We start from the raw sequence: 15,320 nt of genomic DNA on the forward strand, positions 1-15,320 counted from the left end.
AAAGAAGCATAACAGCACATCGTCTGCCAATGCACCGGTTAAAAAAGGCAAGATTTACCATGACTCGTAAATATCTGGACATGAACCAGCATGACGCGCTGTACAGCGTGGCGCGCCGCTATCCCGGCGGCCTGGAGATGCTGGCCAAGGACATCGGCATTTCCGCCAATGTGCTGCGCAATAAGCTCTCGCCCACCATTTCATCACATTACCCCTCGTTCGAGGAAGTTTCCATCATCGTCGAGCATTGCCACAAAGCCGGGGTGCAGGAAGCGATGATGCCGCTGCATGCCTTGCTGAACCGGCACGGCATGGCCGCCTTCATCGTGCCGCAGCCGGAACTGGTCGGCCGCGACGACCTGTCGCAGACGGTGTGCCGGGTCATGAGCGAAGTCGGGGCCGTGGCCGAAGCGGTCTCGGAGGCGCTGATGGATGGTGTGGTCACCAGCGCCGAAGCGGACCTGATCGAGCGCGAATTTCACTCTGCCTTATCGGCCCTGGGCGCCTGGCGCGCGCGCTTGCGCATGCGTACCGGCGCGGCCTGACTGCGGGCGGCCATGCGCCATCAAGCGCATGGCCCGCCGCTTATTGCGAGCGCGGTGGCGCCGGTTCCGACGGCTTGAGCGAACGCAGGAACAGACCGAGTCCGCCGATCGCCAGCACCAGGATGCAAATCAGTTCGAAGGCCGACATGGTGCGCAGGCTCATGCTGACCGACGAAATCACGCCGAATACCAGCGCCGCGAACGAACACAGGGCGATCAACCAGCCAAGGTAATTCTTGGAATTGTAGAACACCATGCCGATCCCGATCATCATCGGAATCATGACCATGCCGCCGCTGACGCCGAAGCGCGAGCCGAAGCCGAACATGCGCGAACCGAAGCCGAAGTCGGAACTGACCACGATCCCGTTAAGCAGTAAATAAAAGCCGCCGCACATCATGATCAGGCCGAGAAAAAACTGGCCCGTGCCACCGCTGGTTCCGCCTGCTCCGTTCATGTCCACATCTCCCGCTGTTGAAATAATGCCGACACTATAACAAAAAGTAATTTCGGTAAACATATCCGGTCAAGAGACGGATAAACAGGCAGTTGCCGGATGGCTTGTGTCTTTTCTTCGCTACACCAACGCCGCCACCGGCTCGCTGACCACGACCTGGTTGCGGCCCTGGTGCTTGGCCTGGTACAGCGCCTGGTCGGCCGCGCGCAGCAGGGCCGCGGCATCGTCGCCGGCGCACGGCAGGCCGATGGTCACGCCGATACTGACGCTCAGGCTGCCGAGGTCGCTGTCGGAATGCTCGATCCGCAGCGCCGCCACCGCCGCCGTGAGCACCTCGCCCATGGCCTGCAATTCGCCGGGGACCGGGTTATGCCAGATGACGGCGAATTCTTCGCCGCCATAGCGCGCGGTCAGGTCGAGCGGGCGGCGCGCCTGGGCGGCGATGACATCGGCCACCGCTTTCAGGGCCGCGTCGCCACGGGCGTGCCCATAGCGGTCGTTATATAGCTTGAAATAATCGATATCGATCATGGCGATCGCCACCGTTTGCCGGTCGCGCAGGGCCTGGCGCCAGACACGCTCGAGGTGGATATTCAGGGTGCGCCGGTTGGATAATCCGGTCAGGCCATCGAGCGCCGCCAGCTCGTGCAACAGGGTATTGACCAGGAAGGTGGTGCGGATGCTGTGTTCGAGGAAGTAGGCGCCGTAAGCACCCACCCCATTGGCCGCGCACATGAAGACGATCTGGTACAGGCGCGCGCGCGGATCGGTTTGCAGCCAGAATTCCATGATGACGAATGCGCACAAGGTCACCATATTGGCCAGCAGCGCGCGGCGCCATTCGAGGCAGGCGATCAGGTAGATGAACAACGCCACCAGCAAGATGCCTTCGTAGGGGATCTGGTAGCCGGCATCGAGCGCGCTGCCGATGACCGCGACGGTGCTCAGTCCCGTGACCAGCGCTGCCGAAAACACTGCCGTTCCAAGATACGGTCGCCAAGCGGCGCGATAGCTGGCCAGCAGCACCACGATAAAGCTCGGAATAATCAGCGCGATCCGGATGCTGACCGTGCGGATCGACACAAACCCCGGCAGCGTGGCCAGGTCGAGAATCACGAACATGATGAACAGGACAATGCACATATACGCGGCCAGGCGCACGCGCGCCACGTGTCCCTGTATATAGAAGTCGTGGAATTGCTGTTCCAGCCCGTCTTCGAAACGCAGCCAGCGATATCCCTGTTCCAGGGCGCGCCGGTGCGGCGACGGGCTGGCGTTATTCAGTAATTCAGGATCGATTTTCAGCATTGGCGGCGCGCAAGATGAGTTGGGACGGGCCAGCCAATCATACGCGTGCCAGGGTGCGCACAGCACATCGATTGCGCCATTTCATTTATCAGCACAAACGTGAGTGTGCCAGCCCGTCCGGGCTATGATGGGGCGTCTTCAATCAAGCGGGAACCAACGACAATGAAAATCGCCATTTTCAGCACCCAGGCCTACGACCGGCGTTTTCTGGACGAAGCGCTGGCGGCACGCGAAGAGCGCCGGCATATCGAGCTTGAATATCAGGAAGCGGCGCTGGCGCTGCATACGGTAGCCTTGGCGCAGGGCTGCGATGCGGTATGCGCATTCGTCAACGACCGGCTCGACGCGCCGGTGCTGGAAGCATTGCACCAGTTGGGCGTGCGCGCGGTGCTGATGCGTTGCGCCGGGTTTAACAATGTCGATATCGAGGCTGCGCAGCGGCTCGGGTTTTTCGTCGCGCGCGTGCCGGCCTACTCGCCGGAAGCGGTCGCCGAACACACGCTGGCGCTGATCCTGACGCTCAACCGCAACACGCACCGGGCTTACGCGCGTGTGCGCGAAGGAAATTTCGCGCTTGATGGGCTGCTGGGCAGCAATTTGCACGGAAAAACTGCCGGGGTGGTCGGCACCGGCAAGATCGGACTGGCGACGGCGCGCATCCTCAAGGGCTTCGGCTGCCGCGTGCTGGGCCATGATCCCTTCCCGGCGCCCGAGTTCGGTGCGCTAGGGACCATGGTTGACTTGCCGACCTTGCTGGCGGAATCGGACATCGTGTCGCTGCACTGTCCGCTGATGGATACGACCCGGCACATGATCAACCGCCACAGCCTGGCCGGCATGAAGCGAGGGGCGATGCTGGTGAATACTTCGCGCGGAGCGTTGATCGATACGCCGGCCGTGATCGCCGCGCTTAAATCGCGCCAGTTGGGGTTCCTGGCGATTGATGTGTATGAGCAGGAAGGATCGCTGTTTTTCCACGACCGCTCGGGCGATATCATCGAGGATGATGTGTTCCAGCGTTTGATGACGTTTCCGAATGTGCTGGTCACGGGGCACCAGGGGTTCTTTACTGTGGAGGCGATGCGCGAGATTGCGGAGGTGACGTTTGGGAATATTGAGTGTTTTATTGCAGGGAAGTGCAGCACTAACGAAATTTCTCCTTGATGCCTTCTGATCGACATTGCCTGAACCACCATGCCCGGCGCTCCTTTATGCGTATCAGCGTGCGGCTGAATTCGTGATCATGCTTAGATGCCACATGGAGCTACAGTGATAATTCCAAGCAGGTGTTTCCGCTCCCCGGGCTCCGACGCCGTCGTAAGTGAAAAGGAATCAGCGAATAGTCGATTTATTTATGAATGCGTTTAAGAATAACACCCATGGTTCCAAATGTTTTCCCTTCTCTACCTTTCCCCTTTAAGAATATTGGCAATATTAGATCTCCTCCTTTGGTGACCCACACCTCAAACGAATGTTGCTTACTTAGCGAAACCCATGAATAACTAACAGGTTTGACGTTAGTCCATAATTTTGCGCTTTTGATATTCTCAGCATGCCACTTAAAGATCTCTACGATCATAAAAGTATTTACCAATTCAGATTCATCGCCGCTGCAAACAAAGTTCCAATATCCTGTACACAGTTTTTTTTCTAAAGGCATTAGAAACGAAATGGACAGAGCCTCACCAACCGGGCCCTCGAACTTCATTCTCTCAGTGTTGTAACTGCCCGGCATCACGACCGCGCCATCGCAATCAATCGCCAATCTCTGCCCCACCGGAAATGATGCAGATTTTCGCTGCAACTGCGTATCCAAATCGCTTGGAATCTCGCTGAACTCTCGAAAATCGTACGCTTCTACACGCCACGTTCCGGCAAATTGAACGGCGGGGTTTTCAAATTTCTTCATGTGTGATTTTGCATTTGCAGAATTTAAGAGAAATATGATTGAAATGAAAGTAGGGACAATTATTCGCTTCATTTACGGCTCCTTAATTTTTCTTTTTTGCCTCCCATAGCGGCCAACAGATATTCATATTCTCGCACTGTTGGAGGTATTTCTTTTCCATTTTGGTGAATAATTGCCATAATTAAATCCATGTCTGGACTTCCTTTCTGATAACTATTCGAAAGAAGAGCCGTTTGCTGCTCAAGACTCAAGTTTAAAAATTTTTTACCATGATTCTGCGCAGCCAAGCCATCATATTTATCAATCGCTATCTTTAAGGCTTCTTCGTGTGCAACTTTATTTAAGAAATGTGACTCTTTCGCACTTAAAATCAGAGGATTTTCACGTAGAAATTTGCAAGCCTCACCTCCGAATTTTTGAAAATAAGGCCGAATTTTTTCGTGCAATTCACTCAGCTCTTTTTCAGAAATTTTTTGCGACCCCATATTCCCTGTCTTCATTTTTATCAAAAACGTTTGAGCCGACGATTGCCCCAGATCAACTCCAATTCCAATTGTGGCTCCCGATCTATTGTCTGGCTTTCCCTTGTAATAACCAGCAAGCCTCGGGATTTCTTTCGCTGTTGTTTTGGAATAAAATTTGATGGTTGGGCGATCGTTTTTTAAATATGGCCACCATGGTATATATGCAACAGTATGTTCCCCGCCTTCAAAAAAAGAAATTTTTTCAAAATCGATTTTTGTTCCGTAAGTTTCATTTATCTCTTCTCCCATAGATTTCGGGGCAATGATCTTTTTTGAAGTGTTGGAGGGGACACAACCAAAATGAGATACAGCACATTCTTTATTTGCTACAGCTTGGAGAATTCTTATTTTTTCGCCAATTTCCCTGGATAGAATACTCATGTCCGGATCTTTTTTCGCCAAACCGTTTCGTTGTTTATTTAACTTGGCCATTTCTAATCTGGCCAGCCTCGCATTTACTTGGCATGCCTTCGCTTCAGCAATCAAATTTCGCTCTTGTTGAAGCTCATACTTATCGGCCTCAGAAAGATTTTCTTCAGTTCTAGCCGGGCGGGACGAGATGGAAATTTTACGGGGCATGTCAAATAATTTCCTCTAGGTAAATCTCAATCCAATTCTTAGCATAATTTACATTATTGGCTTGTGCATGAAATAAGAAAAAGTTCGCAATGCACGCTACATCTTCATTGGAACAATTTAGCGTTTTTGCTTGCAGTACAATTAACCCCAACAACGAAATATCATCCAAATTTTGCATGTTCTCGTTATAGCAAGCGAAATAGATCCATTGCAAATCCGCTACTAACGCAACAGCTGGGTAGCTCGTTGCATTCGGGTAGTCACTCGTGTACCACGCACGAACCATCAGTTGTGTCCAGACCCGGCAGTCTCTCCGCATAGCTCTTCTTTCCTGATCCTCTGTGAACTCGATCATGGCTACCCTGTTCTGTATTGTTGAGTGCAGATATCTCGCACCTCGAACTGCATCATCCCTGGATCGAAAATCCGGCTGATCAGCGTTGTCTTCTTCCCTGCCAGCGCAATAATTTTCCCGCTACCGGCATCTTCAAAATAGATCGTGCGGCACACACTTCCAAAGAACTGGCCCAGCTGTTCGTTATTCGCCATCCTTACAAACCGTGCAAACGCCCGCGCGTCGTAATAGCGGAAGTAGCATTCCACTCCCTCGCTATTCCTGACGAAGCTGTTTTTCTTCAACTGAATTTTGAGCGCCTCGCACCCCGCATCGGATTCCACCAGCATCGTCACGCCCCGATGCCAGACCTGCTCGATGAATGCCGCCGCATCCGGTCCAAACTGCGCGCAGGGAATCAGGTACGGCGCCACGTTGCGTAGCGTGATTTCCTTGGTACCGCTATACAGGCACTCGTGCGTCACACCATCGCGCTGCAAATCGGACAGCAAACCGTTGTCCGCCGCCGCGTCATACAAGGCATATAGCGTCCCGCTACGCTCGCTGAGCAGCCCGTGTAACGCCTTACGCGTGGCGTCGTCCGTCATCATCATTTCCCTGGCTGGACCGTCATCGCGCCAGCTTCGGCGGCCTCGATCAGGCAGGTTTCGTCCTTGTCCTTCCCAAACAAAACCGTCATGCAGCCGCCGGTGATGATGCCGTGGCAGCTGACCCGGTCGCTCATGCACGCCGCCGGTTTGCCGTTGATCAGGACCGTCTTTTCGCCCTCGACGATGGTGTCGCGCGCGCCGTTGTGCTGGACCTTGTCGCCAATGCGCGATGCAGGCAGACTCCCGATCAGCACATTGACGCTGCCTTCCAGAATGGCGCCGCTTCCGCGCGGATGCGCCACGTCATCCGTTTGCCTGGCTGATGGTTTTCCCATTGCTGACACCTCCTCAAACTGAAACGATTAACTACCGCCGCCACCTTTGCCAGCGCCCTTCATCACTGCCGACGCGCCACCGACCACCGATCCCAGCACGCCGGCAATGGCGCCGACGTCGCCGTTTTTGACCGCTTTCGCTGTCTGCGCGAGATTCTTGAGTTCCTTGAATATGGCCAGGGGACTCATTTCTCCGCTCATCAGCTTTTCCAGGCCGGCATCCACGCCGGACGTGCCCGCACGTCCGCAATCGACCAGCGACGATCCCGCAGTTGCCGCTGTATCCGCAGGCGCTTCCTGCTTCGGCCCCGGCGCGGCCGGCGCGGCTTTGGCGGCGCCGCAATTGAGCTGCACCAGGCCACCATCGGCATTGATCTGCGCGCTGCCCTGCAAATGGATCTGGGTACCTTGCAAAAAAATGCTGCCATCGCTGCGCAGAACAATTTTGGCCGCGCCGCACACCAGTTCCAGATGCTCGCCCACCGACGTCACATGACTCTGGCCGATGGTCCGCGTTTCGGTTTTTCCGATACTGACTTCCTGCGTTTCGCCAATGGTCACCTTGCGCGATTTACCCACCGTCAGGAAGTCGCTCACTCCCACGGCGGTATTGCGTACCATCCCCACGATCAGCGAGTACGCAATGCCGATATTGGTCATGCGCGCCAGGCCGATATTTTCCAGATTGGCCATGCCGATGTTTTCCTTCTTCAGCTTCGCCACCTTGATCGACCAGTTTTTTCCGATCTTGTCGGTTTCGTTATTGCGCACGTGCTTGTCGCGGTTCTTGCCGATGGTGATGCGCTCGTTCTGATCGACCGTCTCGGTGCGGTTGCCGCCTATATGGATGGTTTCGTTCTTGCCCACGTCCTCATCGCGATGCTCGCCAATGCTGATGGTCTCGTTATGGTCTACCCGCTCGCTGCGGTTGCGATGAACCGTAATGGTTTCGTCGCGGTCGACCGTCTCCGTGCGGTCGCGCTTGATATGATTGGTTTCGTCGCGATCGACCGTTTTACGCCGGTCGTTGCCGACCCATTTGTCTTCGTCGTGCTCGACTTCGGTCAACTGGTCTTTTTCGGCGTGCAGCCAGAGTTGCTCCTCGCCTTTCTTGTCTTCGAATCGCAGCGCATTGGCGTTGTCGTACGCCCCGCCGGGCGTGGAACGGGTCAGGATGCCGGACTGGGTTTTGTTCTCGGGCAGCGTCCAGGGTGGCATGGTATTCACGTTCGGTACCATGCCGGTGATAATCGGCCGATCCGGATTGCCATCCATGAACTGCACCAGCACTTCCGTCCCGATGCGCGGAATGGTGGTCATGCCGAAATTGGCACCAGCCCATGGCGTTGCAACGCGAAGCCAGGTGGAGCTTTTCTCGTCATTACTACCCGCCCGGTCCCAGTGAAATTGCACGCGCACGCGCCCGTATTCGTCGGTGTGGATTTCTTCACCGGCGGGGCCGACCACGGTGGCGGTCTGGATGCCGTGAATGCGGGTGTCGCTGCTGTTATGCGCGTGCGGCGGGCGCCAGGTAATGATCTTGCGAATCGCCTTAAACCGGTTTTCATAATGCGATGGTGTGGCGGCGTGGCGGTGGTAGTTATTGCTCGCGCTGTGCTGGACTTCGGTAATCAGGAATTCGCGCGCCTGGGCATCGTCGCCGGTCGTGGCGGCATCGAAGTGGCCGCACAGCCGGAACCAGCGACCGGGCATGGCATGCCGGTTATTACCGCTGCCATCGAATTGCTTGCCGCCCGCTTCAAGCGCTTCGATCTGGCGCTGCGCGACTTCACGCGCATTGGCGCTGTTCTTGAAACCGTAAGCGCCGGCGTATTCGTACGATTCGATCTGAAGGACGTCGCCTTGCTGTTGCACCGTCGGCAGCGAGGTTGTCGCGGGTTGGCCGGTCTTGAAATCATAGGATGCCAGCGCCACGCTGCCCTGCGTAATCCGGCGCCCGGGCGACCATTCGCCAATGCCATCCTCTTCAGCCGATCCGCCATGGCGCTGAAAAGCCACATCGGGATCGCCATCAATGGCGGGCGCACTGGTCGAATCGTCCGAGAGCACCAATTTGTGACCATGTTCAGTATGCTCGAACCAGTACAAGATGCCCGCCGTAGCCCAGCGCCGTTCCAGGTAATTGCTATCGGTCTCGCCAAACTGGCAGGCGTCGGTCATCACCGTCGTGGCGCCGCCAACCCGCCAGTCCCAAGCGGCCAGGTTGCCGTAATCGCTGAATATGCTGGCGGTCTGCTGGTAAAGGGTGGTGTTATGAAACAGGTAGTTGTCCTGGCGCATACCCAAGTAGTTATACCAGGGGCCGAGGCGCGCCTCGTAATAAGAAACGCCGCCGTCGACCGTCTTCAGGCTGAATCCGAAAACAAGCCCGGTGAAATAGCGCATGCTGCCATCCTTGCGCACCAGCTGCACGCACAGCATCTTTCCCTGCATGCTTTTGAGCGGGATATTCGGGTCATCCGACAGCAGCTCGACAATGTACTCGAATGGACGGGACAATCCTTCCGATGCGTCGATCGCGTTGACCAGCAACGGCGCTGCCGGCCCGTCGTCGTGCGGAAACGAGAGCCGCAGCAGGCGGTCGTGCTGGCGGTCGCTGATGAGGTCGCGCAAGCTGTTCGGCGCTTCGCTCATGCCGGCGTCCTCCCCTGCGTCAGGTCATGGAGCGGGCTGCGGCAGGGGGCGACGAAGGCGGCGGCTGGCATGAGTATCCCGAAAATTGAACGATTGGCGAACGCGGATGTCTGACTTTAGGCTTCGCATGTCATCGCTCAGATGACCGAGCGCAAAGTTTCCATGAGGAATGTAAATCACGCTGGCCGTACGTGTCGGCGGGACTCAAACAGGAGGGGATTCGTGCGATAAATACGACAAATAGAAGACGTGCCAACGGCGGGGTGGTGCAAACAGCCTCACAGTCCGCACCCGTGCATGTTGCACCGGTGCGGATTGGCGATCAAGGCCTTAGCGCTTGCCGGCGTTCTGCTCGTTTGCATCGCCCACAACAGGCGGTTTGACTCCGGCGGCCGGGGCCGGTGTTTTGGCGCCCACCTTTGCCCCGCCAGGCGTTGCGCCATGTCCGGCGCCGCCTGCCGACGTGTGGTCGTTCGCTTCGCCCGTCACCGGGGCTTTGGCGCCTTTGGCGCCGCCCTTGGCGCCCGCCACGCCGGTCGCCGTGTGCAGGTGTTGTTCTACCGTCGGCAGCATTTTGGCGGCCAGGGCTTTGACGTCCGGGTCTTTGGCCTTGGCTTCAAATTTTTTCAACGCCGCGTGCACGGCCTTGTGATCGCCCACGCCCGCCTGGGCCATGTAGGCCTTGTCGAAGGCGTCGCCGTTCAGCTTGCCCAGCGTGGCGGCCATCGCCCTGTGTTTGCTGTCGAGCTCGGTTGGGAGTGTGATGCCTTTGGTTTGCGCCAGTTGCGTCACGTCGTTCAGGGCCTTGGTGTGGTCGTCAATCATTTGCTGGGCGAAGGTTTTGACTTGCGCACTCTGGCTGTTGGCCAGCGCCAGCTTGCCGGCCTCGATTTCCGCCATGTTGGCGCGCGCCATGTCGGCCACGATTTTCTGGTCCGCCTTGTTCAGCGCGCTCGCTGCGGGGGTGTTCATGGTCGCCGCGCCCGTCTGGGCGTAGCTGCTTACCGGCAGGGCGAAAGCGGTGGCAACGGCGGCGCCGAGTACATAGTTGATCAACGTCGTTTTCAGCATGCGGATCTCCTTGAATAGAAATAGTGTCATTGAAACAATAACGCTGCGGAGCCAGTCTAGCTGTGCAGGCATTTTCTGAGCGCTCGATAGCCAACACGCAAGCTTACTTTCTGGCTGGCGATGAATCGCAGCGGGCGCTATGTTCGCAAGGGGACAAAGGCGACGAGGAGATTAAAAGCGAGGGTCGTGAGGCGCCGTGCGCGCGCCGAGGGCGATAAGAGCCGAGGCTGGCGCGGCTATGCAGGTGTGGCGTGCGGGCACCGCGGCAGCGGCAGCCCTGCGATAAGACCCTGCGTACGCGGATGTGGGCGCGCAGCCTGCGCAGCTCGCACGCAACCGCACGCGAGTGACAAGCCTGCGCGGTCCGCCGCGACCACAAGCCGGCCGTCCTTCGCCGGCCTCAGATCCCGACCACGCTCTGGATGCAGGAATACAGCGTTTCCCATTCGAAGGGTTTGAAAATGTAGGCATCGGCGCCGGTCTTCAAGCCTTTCATGACCTGGTCGTCGGATACCTCCGAGGTCACCATCACCACCGGCGCCTTGGCCCAGCCCTCGTTGCGGCGGATCGCGGCCAGCAGGTCGAAGCCATCCTTGCCGGGAAGCCCGGGCAAGACGATGTCGAGCAGCACCAGATCGGGCGCTATCGCGGTTTGCACCACCGCCAGCGCATCGTTCATGTCGCCGACCGCATGCACGGTAAAGCCCTTCTCGCTCAGCAACACCACCAGCAATTCCGACAGTTCATCATCATCTTCCACCACCAGGGCGGTCAGCGCATGTTTGCTCACGCCCAATTGCGCCTTGTTCCCGTAAGAATAGAACCCGGTATTTTTCAACTCCGTGGCGCCGCGCCGCGCCTGGGCCCAGGCTTCCACGCTTTCTTGCGGGCTCAGCTCGGTCACGTCGAGGGTCGGCAGGATTTCCGAAAACTCGAATCCATCATCGTGCAAGGCTGCCTGCTGCCGGGCGGTGGGCAGGGTTTGCTGCGCGCCGCCAAACACGCGGATCAGGCCCTGTTTGGTGAGCGCGTCGAGTTCGCTGACGAGCTTGTCGAGCGACATCCCGCCGAGCGCGAGAAAATCGTGCACGCTGGAACGTCCGTTAATCATCGATAGCACGCGGGATGGATCGCGCGACAGGTTCTTGCACCCGTTTTTCAGCTCCGTCATGCCTTTGGAAGTCTTGCTGTAGATCGTCGATGTATCCATGATGTCCTGGTCCTGTTCCTGTTACTGCCTGATCTGTCTTTACGCTGCCGGCGCGGGCGGCGTCATGTGCGCAAGGGCTGCCAGGTCGGCGCCGATGTCATTCAGATTCTCGATGCTCCAATCGTTTTGGGCAAGCATCGTTTTGATCTTTTCCTCGATGCGGCGCGCCGCCAGCCCCATCTCGGGCGCGCCGAAAGTGCCGGCCGCGCCGCCCAGCGAGTGCAACAAGCGGTACAACTCCTGCCAGTGCGCGCTGTCGCTCATCTCGCCCTGGCACAGCGCATACGCCGCATTCATCTGCTCGAAACGGGCCGGCAGGCGCGTGCGGAAACCCTGCGCCAGCAAGGCCAGCTTCGCTTGCAGGTCGGTTGGCGCGCTCATCCCATGGCCTCGTCCCACAAGGCGCGCACCTGCACTGGCAATTGCATCGGATCGAACGGTTTGGCGATCACGCCGATGGCGCCCAGCGAGCGGTAATGCGCCACTTCGCTGGCCTGCACCTTGGCCGTCATGAAAATGACCGGGGTGGCGCTGGTGCCGGGCAGCTTGCGCAGTTCGGCCAGGGTCGCCATGCCATCCATCCCCGGCATCATGACGTCCAGCAGAAGCAGGTCCGGCTGGCATTCGGCCGCCGCCAGCAGCGCTTCGCGCCCGGAGCTACAGGTACGCAAAGTAAAGCCGCCGACCATCTCCAGCGCCATCTGGGCCACGGTCTGGATATCGGGATCGTCTTCGACGTACAGGACAAGGGAAAGGTCGGTCATGAAAGGGGCGTCCTGGAAAAAGGCGTTGATGGCGCCAGCGCCGCGAGCGGCAGTTCAAAGAAAAATTCGGTGCGCACGCCGCATTCGCTGACGAAATCAATGCGCCCGCGGTGCCGCTCGATAATCGCTTTCGAGATATTCAGGCCGAGGCCGGTGCCGCCTTTCGGACGGCTGTCCGACGCATCGGCCTGGGCGAATTTCTGGAAAATGCGCTCGCGGAACTGGACCGGAATACCAGGGCCGTGGTCGGTCACCGACAGGCGCGCATAGCCGGGCAGGCGCAGCAGGCGCACCTCGACCACGCCGCCGGCGGGCGCGAATTTGGCGGCGTTCGACAGCAGGTTGACGATCACCTGGATCAGCCGGTCGGAATCGGCGGCGACCATCAAGTCGCCGTTATCGGAGCGCAGGTCGAAACTGACGCGAAAGGGCGAGGCGAAGGCGTGGGTGGCGGCGATGGCTTGCTCGACCAGCGGCAGCAAGGGCTGCACCACCGGTTCGAAACGCATGTTCCCGGATTCGATTTTTTCGACATCGAGAATGTCGTTAATCAGGCGCACCAGGCGGTCGCAATTCTTGCTGGCGATATCGAGCAGGACCTTGGCGCGCACCGGTATTTCTCCCGCCGCGCCGCCGGCCAGCAGGCCGAGCGAACCTTTGATGGAGGTCATCGGGGTTCTCAGTTCATGCGAGACCGTGGAAATGAATTCGTTCTTCATGTTTTCCATTTTCTTGCGTTCGCTGATGTCCTGCGCGATGCCGACAAAGCCCGCCAGCGCATATTCATCGTCCCAGACGGCGGAAATCGACAGCAGCACCGGCAGGCGGCTGCCATCCTTGCGGATATAGGTCCATTCCGTTTCATCGGGAATGCCCGCGCGCGCCTTGGCGATGAACATGTCGGGGCCGGGACGGATCGGGCGCCCCAGTTCGAGCGAGAGCGCATGCACGCGCGCTTCCAGCTCGGCCGGGTCGTGCAGCACCAGCAGCGACGCCTGGGTGCGCATCTCGGCTTCGGAATAACCGAGCATGCGCTGGGCGCCGTCGTTGAACATGATGACCTGGCCATGCGCATTCACGTAAATGATGGCGTAGTTATTGCTGTTCAAAATCGCCTGCTGCAGGCTGAGCGTTTCCGCCAGGCGCCGGTTCAGGCGTTTCATTTCATCGGCATTGCGGCGCCGCGCCGAAATATCGCGGACCAGGCAGGTAAAGGCGCGGCGCCCGTCGATATGCATTTCGCTGACCACCAGGTTGGCCGGAAAACGCGTGCCGTCGCTGCGCTGCCCGACCACCTGGCGGTTGATGCGCACGCCGTCGCCGATGCCGTCGCGCGCCAGCACGCGCACATAAGCGCCGACGGCGGCGCGGTAATGCCGCGCGATTAACACGTCGAATGGCGCGCCGATCATTTGGTCGGCCCGGTAAGCGAACAGGCGCTGCGCCTCGGGATTGAAGGTTTCGACCAGGCCGTGATCGTCGATGGTGATGATGGCGTCGCCCGCGTATTCCACGATGGCCTGCAGGCGCGCTTCCTTTTCGCGGCTGATCCGGGTGGCCTGCTTGATGGTGTACACGTTCAGTTCGAGTTCGGCCCATTGCGCCAGGTCGCACAGGGTGGACAGATCGTCGTCGGAAAAGCCGCGCGAGACCTGGTCGATCAGGCACAGGGTGCCGACCAAAGCGCCGTTGGCGGCGCGCAGGGGAATGCCGGCATAAAAGCGGATATGCGGGGGGCCGAGCACCAGCGGATTATCGGCAAAGCGCGGGTCGAGGGCCGCGTCGGGAATAATGAAGGGAAAATCGCGCAGGATCGCGTGGCCGCAGAACGAGATATTGCGCGGCGTTTCGGGCACATCGAGACCGCGCCGCGATTTGAACCACTGACGCTCGCTGTCGACCAGGGTGAGCAGGGCGATCGGGCAGCCGAACGCGCGCTGGGCGGTACGCGTGATGCGGTCGAAGCGCTCTTCGGGCGGCGTGTCGAGGATATTCAGGCCGCACAGTGCGGCCATGCGCGCGCTTTCATCGGCGGGGACTGGGGCATCAAGCAAGATCATGGTTTCCAGGTATGGCGCCGGCCCCCGGACAATCAAGCCACGGGCGCTCAATACACGTCTGGCGCAGTCCCGCCGCTATCTTCCGCTTACGATTCTGATAGCTATCGGTAAGAATGAAATATACCTGATTCTCTCCCTTCATGGTGTCGCTTACACTAGGCAAGACGGGTGCCGGGCCGGCGTGTTCCAGCCCTGTGGTGTGTTTCCGCCGGGAAGTTATATATTAGTGAATACTGATCGGTTTACTATATTATCGCCACTGCCCGCACCTGCCGGCCCCTTATAAAAACGACGACACGAAGGAATTACATGAACATCACCTCCAAAGCATTGCTGTTTGCTTCATGCCTGTTTAGTGCGGTATTGCTGCAAGGCTGCGGCGCCACCAAAATCAAGGCTTCTTCGACCAATAATCCGCCGCCCGCCGAAGCGTTTTCGGCGTTCGGCCGCATCGAAGTACGGCCGGTGGTGTTCGGACCCGATGTCAGGGCCGATCCGGATGGGCTGAACAAGATCGAGGCGAATATTCAAAAAGACCTGTCGGCGTCGCTGCTGGAGTGGAACGCGCGCAAGGCCAACGGCCGCACCCTGGTGATCCAGCCCGTCATCGAACAGATGAGCTTCAAGCGCGGCGCCAAGCGCGTGTTCCTGGGGCCGCTGGCGGGCAGTTCCGGCGTGTTGCTGCGCCTGAACATCACCGACAACAAAGGCCGCACGATCGCCAATCCCGAATTCTTCCAGCGCGCCGGTGCCATGTCGGCCGGCTTTACCCTCGGTGTGCATGACAACCTGATGCTCACCCGCGTGGCCAACCTCGCCAGCCGCTATGTGATCAACAATTACAAGCGTGCCGAAGGCGGCGCGACCGGCGCCGACGAACAGGCGGTCGCGCAGTAAGCGGCAGCTGTCAAGCCAAACAAAAGCGGCCCCGCGCGGGCCGCTTTTCTTTGGGCGCCGT

At 58.5% G+C, this 15,320-nt stretch carries 16 protein-coding genes; 3 read left to right on the top strand and 13 right to left on the bottom strand.

What is annotated here, in order from left to right:
* Positions 1-59 precede the first annotated feature (59 nt).
* Complete coding sequence (locus F0185_RS05320) at positions 60-545, top strand: phage regulatory CII family protein (RefSeq protein ID WP_167222289.1); 486 nt, start codon at positions 60-62, stop codon at positions 543-545.
* 40 nt (positions 546-585) lie between these two features.
* On the opposite strand, the gene F0185_RS05325 is transcribed toward F0185_RS05320, so the two are convergent.
* Together F0185_RS05325 and F0185_RS05330 are read right to left on the bottom strand one after the other, a co-directional pair.
* Entirely contained in the window at positions 586-1,002 is a 417-nt protein-coding gene (locus tag F0185_RS05325) for a hypothetical protein (RefSeq protein WP_167222291.1), read from the bottom strand.
* 120 nt (positions 1,003-1,122) lie between these two features.
* Complete coding sequence (locus F0185_RS05330) at positions 1,123-2,310, bottom strand: GGDEF domain-containing protein (protein ID WP_167222293.1); 1,188 nt, start codon at positions 2,308-2,310, stop codon at positions 1,123-1,125.
* Positions 2,311-2,472: 162 nt separating this feature from the next.
* Here F0185_RS05330 and F0185_RS05335 point away from each other — a divergent pair, with 162 nt between their 5' ends.
* On the top strand, positions 2,473-3,474 hold the full coding sequence (locus F0185_RS05335) for a 2-hydroxyacid dehydrogenase (RefSeq protein WP_167222295.1): 1,002 nt from the start codon (positions 2,473-2,475) through the stop codon (positions 3,472-3,474).
* Positions 3,475-3,658: 184 nt separating this feature from the next.
* Here F0185_RS05335 and F0185_RS05340 read toward each other — a convergent pair whose 3' ends face one another.
* From F0185_RS05340 to F0185_RS05390, 11 genes are all read right to left on the bottom strand, one after another.
* A complete protein-coding gene (locus F0185_RS05340) occupies positions 3,659-4,219 on the bottom strand; it encodes a hypothetical protein (protein ID WP_167222297.1) in 561 nt (186 codons plus the stop codon).
* A gap of 68 nt (positions 4,220-4,287) precedes the next feature.
* Positions 4,288-5,322 (bottom strand): pesticin C-terminus-like muramidase, encoded by a 1,035-nt coding sequence (locus F0185_RS05345; protein WP_167222299.1) that lies wholly within the window; start codon positions 5,320-5,322, stop codon positions 4,288-4,290.
* A 1-nt stretch (position 5,323) separates the two neighbouring features.
* Complete coding sequence (locus F0185_RS05350; RefSeq protein WP_167222301.1) at positions 5,324-5,677, bottom strand: hypothetical protein; 354 nt, start codon at positions 5,675-5,677, stop codon at positions 5,324-5,326.
* Positions 5,678-5,679: 2 nt separating this feature from the next.
* Positions 5,680-6,264 carry a DUF4123 domain-containing protein gene (locus F0185_RS05355; RefSeq protein WP_167222303.1) on the bottom strand — a complete coding sequence of 195 codons (585 nt, stop codon included), beginning with the start codon at positions 6,262-6,264 and terminating at the stop codon, positions 5,680-5,682.
* Between the two features lie 2 nt (positions 6,265-6,266).
* On the bottom strand, positions 6,267-6,602 hold the full coding sequence (locus F0185_RS05360) for a PAAR domain-containing protein (protein WP_167222305.1): 336 nt from the start codon (positions 6,600-6,602) through the stop codon (positions 6,267-6,269).
* Positions 6,603-6,629: 27 nt separating this feature from the next.
* A complete protein-coding gene (locus F0185_RS05365) occupies positions 6,630-9,257 on the bottom strand; it encodes a type VI secretion system Vgr family protein (protein WP_167222307.1) in 2,628 nt (875 codons plus the stop codon).
* Positions 9,258-9,587: 330 nt separating this feature from the next.
* A complete protein-coding gene (locus F0185_RS05370) occupies positions 9,588-10,328 on the bottom strand; it encodes a DUF4142 domain-containing protein (RefSeq protein WP_167222309.1) in 741 nt (246 codons plus the stop codon).
* Positions 10,329-10,728: 400 nt separating this feature from the next.
* Entirely contained in the window at positions 10,729-11,538 is an 810-nt protein-coding gene (locus F0185_RS05375; RefSeq protein ID WP_167222311.1) for a response regulator, read from the bottom strand.
* 39 nt (positions 11,539-11,577) lie between these two features.
* Complete coding sequence (locus F0185_RS05380) at positions 11,578-11,919, bottom strand: Hpt domain-containing protein (protein WP_167222313.1); 342 nt, start codon at positions 11,917-11,919, stop codon at positions 11,578-11,580.
* Positions 11,916-12,302, bottom strand: coding sequence for a response regulator (locus F0185_RS05385; protein ID WP_167222315.1), 387 nt, complete (start codon positions 12,300-12,302; stop codon positions 11,916-11,918). The genes F0185_RS05380 and F0185_RS05385 overlap by 4 nt, the downstream gene beginning before the upstream one ends.
* Positions 12,299-14,362: a PAS domain S-box protein gene (locus tag F0185_RS05390; protein WP_167222317.1), complete on the bottom strand. Its 2,064-nt coding sequence runs from the start codon at positions 14,360-14,362 to the stop codon at positions 12,299-12,301. Before F0185_RS05390 ends, F0185_RS05385 begins: the two co-directional genes overlap by 4 nt.
* 309 nt (positions 14,363-14,671) lie before the next feature.
* Here F0185_RS05390 and F0185_RS05395 point away from each other — a divergent pair, with 309 nt between their 5' ends.
* Entirely contained in the window at positions 14,672-15,259 is a 588-nt protein-coding gene (locus tag F0185_RS05395; protein ID WP_167222319.1) for a hypothetical protein, read from the top strand.
* Positions 15,260-15,320 lie beyond the last annotated feature (61 nt).

Origin of the sequence: Massilia rubra, assembly GCF_011682065.1 — a bacterium.
Classification (GTDB): Bacteria; Pseudomonadota; Gammaproteobacteria; order Burkholderiales; family Burkholderiaceae_D; genus Telluria_A; species Telluria_A rubra.

Coding starts and splice junctions, on each gene's coding strand:
- F0185_RS05350 (WP_167222301.1), bottom strand. CDS start 5,677: ATGATCGAGTTCACAGAGGATCAGGAAAGAAGAGCTATGCGGAGAGAC.
- F0185_RS05330 (WP_167222293.1), bottom strand. CDS start 2,310: ATGCTGAAAATCGATCCTGAATTACTGAATAACGCCAGCCCGTCGCCG.
- F0185_RS05340 (WP_167222297.1), bottom strand. CDS start 4,219: ATGAAGAAATTTGAAAACCCCGCCGTTCAATTTGCCGGAACGTGGCGT.
- F0185_RS05370 (WP_167222309.1), bottom strand. CDS start 10,328: ATGCTGAAAACGACGTTGATCAACTATGTACTCGGCGCCGCCGTTGCC.
- F0185_RS05390 (WP_167222317.1), bottom strand. CDS start 14,362: ATGATCTTGCTTGATGCCCCAGTCCCCGCCGATGAAAGCGCGCGCATG.
- F0185_RS05395 (WP_167222319.1), top strand. CDS start 14,672: ATGAACATCACCTCCAAAGCATTGCTGTTTGCTTCATGCCTGTTTAGT.
- F0185_RS05335 (WP_167222295.1), top strand. CDS start 2,473: ATGAAAATCGCCATTTTCAGCACCCAGGCCTACGACCGGCGTTTTCTG.
- F0185_RS05345 (WP_167222299.1), bottom strand. CDS start 5,322: ATGCCCCGTAAAATTTCCATCTCGTCCCGCCCGGCTAGAACTGAAGAA.
- F0185_RS05365 (WP_167222307.1), bottom strand. CDS start 9,257: ATGAGCGAAGCGCCGAACAGCTTGCGCGACCTCATCAGCGACCGCCAG.
- F0185_RS05320 (WP_167222289.1), top strand. CDS start 60: ATGACTCGTAAATATCTGGACATGAACCAGCATGACGCGCTGTACAGC.
- F0185_RS05375 (WP_167222311.1), bottom strand. CDS start 11,538: ATGGATACATCGACGATCTACAGCAAGACTTCCAAAGGCATGACGGAG.
- F0185_RS05325 (WP_167222291.1), bottom strand. CDS start 1,002: ATGAACGGAGCAGGCGGAACCAGCGGTGGCACGGGCCAGTTTTTTCTC.
- F0185_RS05385 (WP_167222315.1), bottom strand. CDS start 12,302: ATGACCGACCTTTCCCTTGTCCTGTACGTCGAAGACGATCCCGATATC.
- F0185_RS05380 (WP_167222313.1), bottom strand. CDS start 11,919: ATGAGCGCGCCAACCGACCTGCAAGCGAAGCTGGCCTTGCTGGCGCAG.
- F0185_RS05360 (WP_167222305.1), bottom strand. CDS start 6,602: ATGGGAAAACCATCAGCCAGGCAAACGGATGACGTGGCGCATCCGCGC.
- F0185_RS05355 (WP_167222303.1), bottom strand. CDS start 6,264: ATGACGGACGACGCCACGCGTAAGGCGTTACACGGGCTGCTCAGCGAG.